The following is an 11,470-nucleotide window of genomic DNA, read 5'->3' as shown; positions in this document are numbered from 1 at the left end:
GGGCGTCCGGGTGCACCGGGCGCCCCGAGCAGGACCAAAGGCCCGTCCGCGCGCGGCCCCGGCGGTGTGACGATGGTGGTACCGGCAACCCCCGGCTCTGCCCGTCCGCACCCACCAGGAGCGATCATGTCCACCGTCCACCCGTCCACCACCTCGCGCGACCGTGTCCGTCGTCTCGTCGAGACGGTGCGGTGGGCGCCCGCACCCGTCTGGGGCGAGTCGAGCGGTGAGCACACGCGCTTCTCGGTGTACCTCGCGGGGAGCATGCTCGCCTGGGCCGTGGCCGGGCTGGTGATGGCCGCGCTGATCGGGTCGGTGCTCAGCCTCGTCGTCTGACCGGGGTGCCGCACGTCACAGCGACATGCGGCACACGCGTCTCGACCGACCGGCAGGGTGACGGCATGACCTCTTCGCGCACCCGTCGTCCGGCACTGGCACTCGCGGCGTCCGTCCCCGTCCTGCTCCTCGTCACGGCCTGCGGGCCGGGCGACGCCCCTGACCAGACGGCCACCGCGTCGACGAGCGCAGCGCCGGCCCCGACGCCGGAGGCCGCCACGCCGACCCCGTCGGTCACGGTCGACTCGGGGCGCCCGACGGCTGCCCCTGGGCAGGTCGTCACCGCTGGGGTCGTCGCGGAAGGGGTGCCGGCACAGGCCACGGGTGTCGGCAGCGCGGCGGTGACCTACACCCGAGGTGGTGAGTTCGCCGTCGTCATCGCCCTCGACTGCGCCTCGTGCACCGCGGGCACGGTGCCCACCGTCCTGACGGGACCGGGTCGGATGACCCCGTACGACGAGGGCGCCGGACCGCTCGCCGGGTCGTACCTCATGGACGTGTTCGAGGGCAGCGCGCCCGAGCAGTCGGTGTGGTTGCAGGCGGACGGTCCCTGGTCGCTCCGGTTCGAGAGCTGGAACGACCTCCCGAGCACGACCGGGCCGCAGAGCGGCACCGGGTCCACCGTGCTGCGCCTGGCGGACGAGGGCGCCCACGCCGAGGTGACCTGGGCACCGGCGGGGCCGGACGACGACTTCTCCGGCCGCTTCTTCGGTGTCGGCGACCAGTCGCTGTTCGGCGACGACGAGGCGTTCACCGAGGTGGTGGACCTGCCGATGCCGGGCATCTTCGCCATCCGCACCGACGGCGCCTGGACCGTGACACCGCAGCCCTGACGCGGGGTCAGGCGATCCGGCGCAGGGCGATCGCCGCGTACATGAGCGCGGCGACCGTCTCGCCGTCGGTGATCGTGCCGTCCGCGACCATCGCCACGACGTCGCTCCACGAGACGGTCCGGACCGCGGTGATGCCTTCGACGGCGTGCTCGGCGGGTTCGTCCGAGGGACGCAGGCCGCGCGCGAGGTACACGTGCTCCGGCGCGTCGCTGATCCCGTTGAGCGCGAACATCGACCCGACGTGCTCCCAGGCGTCCGCGACGAGACCGGTCTCCTCGCGCAGCTCGCGCTGCGCTGCGAGCAGCAGGTCCTCACCGTCGGACCCGCCTGCGGGGACCTCGAGCGACACACCGGTGGTGTAGCGGTCCACCTCGACGAGCACCACCTCGTCGTCGGCGGTCACGGGCACGACGAAGACCGCCGGGTTGCGGACCTCCACCACGCCGTAGATGCCGGCGCTGCCGTCGGGGCGGTCAACCGCGTCCTCCCGGACCCTGATCCACGGGTTCTCGTACACGGTCGTCGAGCTGCGCGTGCGCCAGAGCGTCATGACGGCAGCCTGCCAGACGATCCCAGGGATTGCGCTTACCGGACATTCTGTGACACGGTACGGAAACCGGTTTCTCACCCACCTGTCGGAGACAAGGACGTCTCATGAGAGCTCGTCACACCCTCGTCGTCACGCTCGCCGCAGGAGCCCTGCTGCTCCCCTCCACGGCCGCGAGCGCCGCTCCCCCGCCCCCTGCCGTCGACCTCGGTCGCGAGGTCCTCCCGCCCGGCGACGGGTGGGCCTCCTATGAGGGACCGACCGTCCCCGACGGCAAGCCGACGGTCGCCACCGGCACCACCGGAGGCGCCGCTGCCGATCCCTCCCAGGTGTACGTCGTCGACACCTGGCAGGAGCTGCGCGACGCCCTCGCCGGCAAGCCCGGCGGCAGCCAGACGGACGCACGGACGAACACGGTTCCCCGCATCATCTACGTCACGGGCACCATCACCGCCTTCGACCCGGCGACCTGCGACGACTTCGCCCGGCAGGTCACGGTGTCCGACACCGGGAAGCCGTTCCGCATGGCCGACTACATCGCGTACTACGACCCGGCCGGGCCGTGGGGCAAGGTCAGGCCCAGCGGACCCCTCGAGACTGCCCGCATCGCCGCGGCGGCCGTGCAGGCGGCGACGACGCTGCAGCACGTCGGCTCCAACGTCACGCTGGTCGGTGTCGGCGACGACGCGGCGATCGTGGGCGCCAGCGTGCGGATCCGCGACGCGCACAACGTCATCGTGCGGAACCTGACGATCGCCGACGCGTACGACTGCTTCCCGGTGTGGGACCCGACCGACACGGCCGTCGGCAACTGGAACTCCGCCTACGACAACGTCTCGGTGTGGACGTCGACGAGCGTGTGGGTGGACCACAACACGTTCCACGACGGCGCACACCCGCACTCGGCGCTGCCGGTGGTGTTCGGCCGGCCGTTCGAGACGCACGACGGCCTGCTCGACATCACGCACGGCTCCGACCTGGTGACGGTGAGCTACAACAGGCTCGAGAACCACGACAAGACCGAGCTCATCGGCTCGTCGGACTCCCGGCTCCAGGACCGCGGCCAGCACAGGGTGACGCTGCACCACAACCACTGGGTCGACATCGGCCAGCGGGCACCGCGCGTGCGGTTCGGCGACGTGCACCTCTACGACAACCTGTACACGCAGACCCAGGAGGGGCTGTTCCAGTACTACTGGGGCGCCGGTATCGAGTCGAGCATCTACGCCGAGAACAACGCGTTCGAGCTCGCGCCGGGCGTCGACCCCGGACGCATCATCACGCGCTGGGCCGGCACCCAGCTGTTCGAGACCGGCTCGACCGTGAACGGTGAGCCGACCGACCTCCTCGCGGCGTTCAACGCGACGGCACCCGTGCCGCTCGCTCCGACAGCGCGATGGAGCCCCGCCGACGTCTACGACTACACGCTCGACCCGGTCGAGGACGTCCCCGCCCTCGTGCGAGCCTCGGCAGGCGCGGGAGTGCTCTCCTCGGGAACCCCGGTGGCCACCGCCGCACCCGGCGTCGCGGTGCTCTCCGACGACAACGGCCAGGGAACGGGGCTGTTCGACGGGTCCTACACGGTCACCGCGAACCTCTACTGGGGCCAGAACGCCACGGTCGCGAAGCTCTACGAGAACGGCGCGCTCGTCGACGCCGAGTGGCTCACCGGCACGACGCCGCGGCGCCAGACGGTGCGGTTCCCGGTCACCGGCAAGGTGAACGGGACCTACACCTACGTCGTCGAGCTGCTCAACCCGTACGGCACGAGCACCTCGCGCCCCCACACCGTCGTCGTCAAGGACGCGTCGCCCGCTGTCGCGGTCCTGTCGGACGACAACCGCGACGGTGACGGCTCGTTCACGGTCACCACCAGTCTCTGGTGGGGCACCAACGCGACGCACTACGCGCTCTACCGCGACGGGGTGCTGGTCGACGAGCAGGAGCTCGTGGCTGCGACCCCACGGCGTCAGACCGTCCGGACCGTCGTGACCGGCCTCGAGCCGGGCACGTACCGGTTCGTCGCGGTGCTCAGCAACGACGCCGGGAGCACCCCCACCGCTGAACGCGTGGTGACGGTGCGGCGCTGACCTGTGCGCGCGCTGGGAGCCAGTTGTGGAGGGTCTCGTCGCCACTGCACACAACGTGCACCGGACCCTCGCCCAAGTCGCTGACGTGCAGAGATGGGCGATGCCTAGCGTGTCGTCCATGAGCGACAGCGGAGCACCGACACCCTCTGACACCACTGCACTCCCCGGCCCGCCACCCTCCTGGGTGGCGGGCCGCGGCGTTCCCGTCCCCCGTGAGGCGGGGCGGCTCGCACGCGTCCTGGTCGCGTTCTGGGCCGGGCGGCGACAGCCTGTCGCGACCAGCACGCTGGTCCTGTGCGCCGTGGTCGGCGTCCTCGGTGGCGTCCTGCTCGTCGGTCACCGGCCGGGACTCGGCGCCGCGCTGATCGGCCTCGTCGTGTGGGCGGCGGCCGCCCCGGCGCTCTTCCGTCGACGCGACGTGAACGACCTGGTCACCGCTGCGCTGTCGATCGCGCTCTTCGCCGTCGTCGCCGTGCGCGACGCGGGCTGGGTCGTCGTCCTGTGCGCGCTCGTGGCCGCGTGGACCGGCGTCGTCGCGGTGACGTCGGCCCGGTCGGCACCGGCCGCCGTGCTCGCACCGTTGACGTGGGCTGCGGGCACCGTCCGGGCGATGCCGTGGGTCGCCAAGGGCGTGGAGACCCTCAGCGGCTCGCGTCGCGGGCAGCTGCTGGTCGCGCTGCGCAGCGTCGCGATCACCGTGGGACTGCTCCTGGTGTTCGGGTTCCTGTTCGCCAGCTCCGACCGCGTCTTCGCCCGGCTCATGCCACGCGTCGACGCGGAGCTCGTGCCCGGCCAGGTCGTGGTCGGCGTGCTGGCGGCCGTCGTCGCGGCGGCTCTCGCGCACCTCGCGCTCGCGCCGCCCAGCTGGTCCGACGCCCGGCTGGCACCGCGTCCGGCCGCGAAGCGCGGGGAGTGGCTCCTCCCGGTGCTCGCCCTCGACACGCTGGTCCTGCTGTTCGTGCTGGTCCAGGTCGGCGCCCTGCTCGGCGGGCACCGGCACGTGCTGGAGACCGAGGGCCTCACGTACGCCGAGTACGCACGGGAGGGCTTCGCCCAGCTCGTGGCCGTCACCGTCCTCACCCTCGTCGTCGTCGCGGTCGCCGCGCGACGGGCGCCCCGCGAGACCCCGAGAGACCTGCTGATGTCCCGGTTGGCGCTCGGCACCCTGTGCGTGGGCACCCTGGGCGTCGTCGCGTCCGCCCTGCGCCGGATGGACCTGTACGTCGAGGCGTTCGGGCTCACCCGGCTCAGGATCGTCGTGTCCGTCACGGAGATCGCGCTCGCCGCGATCTTCGTCCTGCTGCTCGTCGCGGGAGTCCGGTGGCGCGGCGCCTGGCTGCCGCGGGCCGTGCTCCAAGTGGTGGGCGTCGCGATGCTCGGCCTCGCGCTGGTCAACCCGGACGCGCAGATCGTCCGCCACAACACCACGGCCGACCTGGAGTCGACGTTGGACGCGGACTACCTCGCGGGGTTGTCCGCGGACGCCGTCCCGGCGTTCGACCAGATCGAGGGCGAGCCGGCGCTGCGCCGCTGCCTGCTCGCGACGGCCGCCGTCGCGACGTCCACGGGCATCGCTGACTGGAACCTCGGCCGGGAGCGCGCCGCCCAGGTCCTGGCGACCGAGCAGCCCGACAGCGACCGGTGGTGCACGTCCGACCGGTGAGCCGCGGTCAGACGAGGACGGCGTCCTCCTCGTCCACGGTCGTGGCGTCGCGCGGTCGGGCGGCCAGGGTCGCCAGGCCGAGGACCAGCAGGGCGACGACGAACACTGCGATCACATACGTGGGCGTGAGCCGGTCGGCGAGCACGAGCGCGAGGGCGGCCAGGGAGATCACCACGACGCGCACGAGGGTGCGCTGCTGGTCGAGCCACACCCCGACCGGTCCGGTGCTGATGCCGCGGCGGTCGCCCGCGGACCGCAGCGACGCCGACGCCCGTGAGGCCGACGCGCGCAGCTGCCGGGCCGCCGTCGTGCCGCCCGCGACGAACGCGATGACCGCCAGGAGCAGACCGAGCACCAGGGCGACCCGCAGCTGGATGCGCAGCAGGGAGACGAACTGGTCGTAGATCGACACGGCGGTGTCGACGCGCTGCACCTCGGGTGGCAGTGAGCTCGCGTACACCGACCTGCCGACGGCCAGGCCGACGCCGAGCAGCAGCATCGCCCCGGCCAGCGACAGCCCTGCCACGACCAGCGCCCGCGACCGGTGCTGGGCGGCCAGGACGCCAGCGGCGAGCAGCGCCAGCGACAGGTACGGCAGCAGCCCGCCGACGATGTCGATCAGCCGGTACGCGCTCTGCAGCCGCACGAGGTCGGCGCTGGACGCGATCGGGAAGGTCACGGTGATGGTCGGGATCCGCTCGACCAGCGTGAAGCCCGCCGCTGCCAGGGACGTCTTGACCTCCTCGATGATCGGCGTGATGTCGAGCGTGAGCTGTCCGCTGTCGCTGATCTGCGCCAGGGCGTCCGGGTCCCCGCGCAGAGTGGCCACGATCTGCTCGTGCGCGGCCCGGTTGGCCTGTTCCCAGGTGTTCTCGAACGCGTCCGAGCTGACGATCCTGGTGACGTTCTTGCGGATGAACCCGGTGATCGCCTCCTGCAGCGGCGCCTGCAGGGAGGTGACCGCCTGACCGACCAGGGGCGGCAGGTCCAGCCCCGCCACCGCGTCGGTCGCCTGCGTGGTCAGCTGCTCGACGTTCAGCGCGTCCACGACCGCGAGCGTGATCCGGTTCGCCACGGCCGACTGCACCAGCGGGTCCTCCGCGATCGGCGCCACCGTGTCGACGTACCGGTCCGTGTCCACCACCAGCCCGCGCGCCCAGCTGCCCACCACCGCCACCGGAGCGAGCAGCGCACCGATCAGGATCAGGACCACGGCGGCCGTCGAGCGGCCCACCTTGCGGCGGGGACGCGGCGCTGCGGGCGCAGGCGGCGGGACGGTCGCGGCCGCGCGCAGGCGCGCGTTCTCCGTCTCGAGGAGCTGGAGGCGCGCCAGCAGGACGGCACGGTCCTCCGTCGGCGACGAGGCGGGCACCTCGACGTCGATGCTCGTCGGGATCTCCTCGGTGTCGTTCGGGTCGGTCCGGTCGTCCTGCGCCTCCACCGCGTCCGACGGCCCCGTGTCGTCCGGGGTCTGGTCGTCCGGGGTCACGTAGGGCGACGACGTGTCGGGCGTCTCGGTCGGCTCGTCGGCCGTGGCCGCCGCCGACGGGTCCGGCGGCTCGGCGCCGGTACGGCGCGGCTTGCGGGGCGACGGCTTGTTCTCGACCACGACAGTGCCCTCCCGACATGTCCGACATGCAGGTACCCGCCGAGCATGGCAGTTGCGCTGCTCAGAGCGCGAGAGGCGGGCTCCCACCGGCACGGCGCGGGAGCCCGGCGGCGCGCCACGGCGACCGGTACGGTGCCTCCCGAGACGAACGCCGCCCGCGAGCCCGCTCGCCCGCCCGCACGGGGGAAACCGATGTCCGACAGCCCTGCGACACGCACGACGGGCGTGGTTCGCCGCGATCCCCGCAAGCCCCCGGAGTGGCTCCCCCGCGCGCTGCTGATGACCGGGATCGCGGTGTTCCTCGGGCTCGCGACGTGGCGAGCGCTGTCGCTGCTGGGCAACGTCATCTTCATCGTGGTGATCTCGTGGTTCCTGGCACTGGCGATGGAGCCGCCGATCCGCTGGCTGGTGGCCCGCGGCCTGCGGCGCACGCGCGCCACGGGCCTGGTGATGATCACCTCGCTGGTGGGCATCCTCGCGGTGATCGCGCTGTTCGGGGGGCTGTTCGTCACGCAGGTCATCGAGCTCGTCCAGTCGCTGCCCGAGTACTACGAGCAGCTCGTCGACTGGGTCACGCAGCGGTTCCCCGTGGAGATGCCGGAGGCCGACGACCTGCTCGCCGGGCTGAGCGAGAACTGGCAGCAGCTGGCGCCGGGCCTGATCGGCCTCGGGTCGACGATCCTCGGCGGGCTGTTCACCGCCAGCGCCATCCTGCTGGTCGTGTACTACATGGCGAGCGCCGGCCCGAAGCTCCGGGCGGCGATCTGCCGGCTCCTCGCCCCCGCCCGGCAGCGCGAGGTGCTGCGCCTGTGGGAGGTGTCGCAGGAGAAGGTCGCCGACTTCATCAACTCGCGCATCGTGCTCGCAGCCCTGTCGACCGTCTTCACGTTCATCTTCCTGACGATCCTCGGGATCCCGTACGCCCTGCCCCTCGCGGCGTTCACGGGTGTGGTGTCGCAGTTCGTGCCCACCATCGGCACCTACATCGGAGGCGCGCTGCCCATCGCGGTGGCGCTCGCCGTCGATCCCGTCAAGGGCCTGCTCACGCTGGCGTTCATCCTCGGCTACCAGCAGGTGGAGAACCTGATCTTCTCCCCCAAGGTGTCGGCACGGTCGCTCGAGATCAACCCGGCGATCTCGTTCCTCGCGGTGATCGCGTTCGGTGCCGTCTTCGGCCCGATCGGGGCGTTCCTCGCCCTGCCGGTCGCCGCGACGATCCAGGCCGTCTCCTCGACGTACGTCCGCCGGCACGACCTCGTCGACGACGAGCTGCTCCGCGAGGACGAGCAGGAGATGCGACGGAAGCGCGGCTGGGTGGACGTGCCGGAGGACGAGGACGAGGACGAGCACGACAGCCCGCCGGACCGCCCGGCCGGTCAGCCGTAGAAGACGCGCTCGACGACGGCACGCGCCCGCCGCGCGGCCCGCAGGTAGTCCTGCTCGAGCTCCCCGCCGGACCCCGCGGGATACCCGACGACACGTGCCAGCCCCGCGAGCGCCTGCCGGTCGTGCGGCAGGACGTCCGCATGCGCTCCCCCGCGTCCGCTCCACAGCACGTTCGCGTCCCGCAACCGGCTCGCCAGGAGCCACGCCTCGCTCAGCACCCGCGCGTCGTCGGCGTCGAGGAGGCCGGCCGCGGTGGCGGCGTCGAGCGCGGCGAGCGTGGCGGTGGTCCGCAGCTCGGGCACCTCGTAGGCGTGCTGGAGCTGGAGGAGCTGGACGGTCCACTCGACGTCGGCGATGCCACCGCGGCCCAGCTTGAGGTGCCGGGCCGGCTCCACGCCTCGCGGCAGCCGCTCGGACTCGACCCGCGCCTTGATGCGGCGCACCTCCCGCTCGACCGCCGGCTCGACGCCCCCGGCCGGGTAGCGCAACGGGTCGATCAGCCGCAGGAACCGCATCCCGAGCTCGTCGTCGCCGGCCACGGGGCGGGCCCGCAGCAGCGCCTGGCTCTCCCACGGCGAGGACCAGCGCTCGTAGTACTCGGCATAGGAGTCGAACGACCGCGCGAGGGGCCCGTTGCGCCCCTCCGGACGCAGGTCGGCGTCGACCTCCAGTGTCGGTTCCGGCCCGACGGTCCCCAGCAGCGTGCGCAGCTTCGTCGCCACGTGGAGCGCGAACTCCTGCGCCGCCTGCGGGTCCGCGCCCTCGACGGGGTCGTGCACGAAGAGCACGTCGGCGTCGGAGGAGTAGCCCATCTCCCCACCGCCCCACCGGCCCATCGCGACGACGAGCAGCCGCGTCGGGCTCGTCTCCAGGCCCTTGTCCGCACGCGCCTCCCACTCCGACACGCGCAGGGCACCGACCAGGACGACGTCCGCCGCGACGCTCAGGCTCCGCGACGCCCGCTCCCCGGTGACGACGCCGAGCACGTCGGCGGCGGCGGTCCGCGCCAGCTCCCGGCGCCGCAGCCCGCGCAGGGCGGTGACCGCCGGCACCGGCTCGTCGGACCGCGTGAGGATCGCGTCCGCCTCGGCGGTGAGGCGCTCGAAGGTGCGGGGCACGAGGTCGGCGTCGTCGGCCAGCCACGTGACCGACTCTGGCGACCTCGTGAGGGCGTCCGCGACGTAGCGCGACGTCGACAGCACCTGCGCGAGCCGGCGGGCCGCGGTGCCGGAGTCCCGGAGCAGCTTGAGGTACCAGTGGGTGGTGCCCAGCTCGTCGGACAGCCGACGGAACGCCAGCAGGCCACCGTCGGGGTCGGCGCCGTCCGCGAACCATCCGAGCATCACCGGGAGCAGCTGCCGCTGGATCGACGCGCGTCGGGACACCCCCTCGGTCAGCGCCGCGATGTGGCGCATGGCGCCGGCCGGGTCGGTGTAGCCGATGGCCGAGAGCCGGGCCTTGGCGGCCTCCGGGGCGAGGCTCGCCTCCGCGGTGGACAGCTGCGCGGTCGCGGGCAGCAGCGGTCGGTAGAAGAGCTCCTCGTGCAGTCCGCGCACCTCGCGGCGGGTGGCTCGCCAGCGTTCGAGCAGCCCCTCGGCACCCTCGGCGCGCATGCCGATCGAGCGTGCGAGCCGGCGCAGGTCCTGCTCCGCCGTAGGCAGGAGGTGCGTGCGGCGCAGCCGGTGGAGCTGGATCCGGTGCTCCAGCACGCGCAGGAGGCGGTAGCAGACAGCCAGCTGTGCCGCATGGTTGCGCCCGACGTACCCGCCGGCGGCGAGCGCGGCGAGCGCCGTCAGCGTGCTCGAGCTGCGGATCGACTCGTCCGCCCGCCCGTGCACCAGCTGGAGGAGCTGGACCGTGAACTCCACGTCCCGCAGGCCGCCGACCCCGAGCTTGAGCTGCCGGTCCGCCTCCGCGGCGGGCACGTGCCCCTCGACCCGTCGGCGCATGGCCTGCGAGTCCTCCACGAAGTGCTCGCGCGTCACCGCGCTCCACACGAACGGCTGCGTCATCGCGACGTACTCCAGCCCGAGCGCCTCGTCGCCCGCCAGCGGCCGCGCCTTGAGCAGCGCCTGGAACTCCCACGTCTTGGCCCAGCGCTCGTAGTACACCTTGTGGCTCGCGATCGTGCGGACCAGCGGCCCGTCCTTGCCCTCGGGGCGCAGGGCCGCGTCGACCGGCCACAGCGCCGGCTCGCCCGACGGCGTCGAGCACACCCGCGCGAGGCCCGCCGCGAGCCGCGACGCCGCGGCGAGCGCCTCGGCCTCGTCGACCCCGTCGACCGGCTCGGCCACGTAGATGACGTCCACGTCGCTGACGTAGTTGAGCTCGCGCCCGCCGCCCTTGCCCATGCCGATCACCGCGAGCCGGACACCGAGACCGTGGTCGTCGAGATCGGCGCGGGCGAGCGCGAGCGCCGACTCCAGCGCGGCACCCGCGAGGTCCGCGAGCGCGGCCGCGACCCCCGGGAGGCGGCTCAGGGGGTCGGTGCTCGTGAGGTCGGTGGCCGCGATCCGCAGGAGCCGGGTCCGGTAGGCCAACCGCATCGCGTCCGTCCCCGGCGCTCCGCCGAGCGTCGCCACCGGGACCTCCGCCTCCGGGTCGGCGCCGACCGCCGCGAGGAGCTCGGCCCGGACCTCGGCGACGGGGACGCCCGTTCCTGGCACGTCGTCGACGAGCACCCGCAGCGTGTCGGGGTGCGCGACCAGCGTGTCCCCGAGGGCGACGGACGCGCCGACGACGGCGAGCAGCCGCGCGCGCGGCGCACCGTCCTCCTCGAGGATGCCGCGCAGCAGCTCCAGCAGCCCGGGGTCCCCGACGACCGCTCCGGCGAGCTTCGCGAGCGCCAGCAGTGCCTGGTCGGGGTCGGCGACGTCGGCCAGGGGCGGGATCAGCAGGTCGGCAGGTGCCTCGACCACCTGCAGGAGGGCGGCGTCCGCGAGCAGCCGCTCGGCTCGGCCCGCGTCGGACACCCCGACGCGGGTCAGCCGACCGGCCAGCGACGAG

The 11,470-nt window shown here is 73.2% G+C and carries 8 protein-coding genes; 5 read left to right on the top strand and 3 right to left on the bottom strand.

What is annotated here, in order from left to right:
• Positions 1-126 precede the first annotated feature (126 nt).
• Complete coding sequence (locus tag CTE05_RS02220; RefSeq protein WP_146844496.1) at positions 127-336, top strand: chemotaxis protein CheW; 210 nt, start codon at positions 127-129, stop codon at positions 334-336.
• Positions 337-401: 65 nt separating this feature from the next.
• On the top strand, positions 402-1,169 hold the full coding sequence (locus tag CTE05_RS02215; protein ID WP_146844495.1) for a hypothetical protein: 768 nt from the start codon (positions 402-404) through the stop codon (positions 1,167-1,169).
• Positions 1,170-1,176: 7 nt separating this feature from the next.
• Here CTE05_RS02215 and CTE05_RS02210 read toward each other — a convergent pair whose 3' ends face one another.
• Entirely contained in the window at positions 1,177-1,719 is a 543-nt protein-coding gene (locus CTE05_RS02210) for an NUDIX domain-containing protein (protein ID WP_146844494.1), read from the bottom strand.
• Positions 1,720-1,823: 104 nt separating this feature from the next.
• On the opposite strand from CTE05_RS02210, the gene CTE05_RS02205 reads away from it, so the two are divergent.
• A complete protein-coding gene (locus CTE05_RS02205; RefSeq protein WP_146844493.1) occupies positions 1,824-3,806 on the top strand; it encodes a pectate lyase family protein in 1,983 nt (660 codons plus the stop codon).
• A gap of 118 nt (positions 3,807-3,924) precedes the next feature.
• Complete coding sequence (locus CTE05_RS02200) at positions 3,925-5,469, top strand: DUF4153 domain-containing protein (RefSeq protein ID WP_246123205.1); 1,545 nt, start codon at positions 3,925-3,927, stop codon at positions 5,467-5,469.
• Between the two features lie 7 nt (positions 5,470-5,476).
• On the opposite strand, the gene CTE05_RS02195 is transcribed toward CTE05_RS02200, so the two are convergent.
• Entirely contained in the window at positions 5,477-7,078 is a 1,602-nt protein-coding gene (locus CTE05_RS02195) for a hypothetical protein (protein WP_246123204.1), read from the bottom strand.
• A 225-nt stretch (positions 7,079-7,303) separates the two neighbouring features.
• Between CTE05_RS02195 and CTE05_RS02190 the strand changes: the two genes are divergently transcribed.
• Positions 7,304-8,464 carry an AI-2E family transporter gene (locus tag CTE05_RS02190; protein ID WP_246123203.1) on the top strand — a complete coding sequence of 387 codons (1,161 nt, stop codon included), beginning with the start codon at positions 7,304-7,306 and terminating at the stop codon, positions 8,462-8,464.
• Here the strand turns inward: CTE05_RS02190 and CTE05_RS02185 are convergent.
• Entirely contained in the window at positions 8,455-11,463 is a 3,009-nt protein-coding gene (locus CTE05_RS02185; RefSeq protein ID WP_443092660.1) for a bifunctional [glutamine synthetase] adenylyltransferase/[glutamine synthetase]-adenylyl-L-tyrosine phosphorylase, read from the bottom strand. The two genes, CTE05_RS02190 and CTE05_RS02185, sit on opposite strands and share 10 nt — an antisense overlap.
• Positions 11,464-11,470 lie beyond the last annotated feature (7 nt).

The sequence above is a fragment of the Cellulomonas terrae genome (assembly GCF_007990265.1).
GTDB classification, from domain to species: domain Bacteria; phylum Actinomycetota; class Actinomycetes; order Actinomycetales; family Cellulomonadaceae; genus Cellulomonas; species Cellulomonas terrae.
The sequence above is the reverse complement of the archived record's forward strand: the minus strand, read 5'-3'. Positions and strand labels throughout refer to the sequence as shown.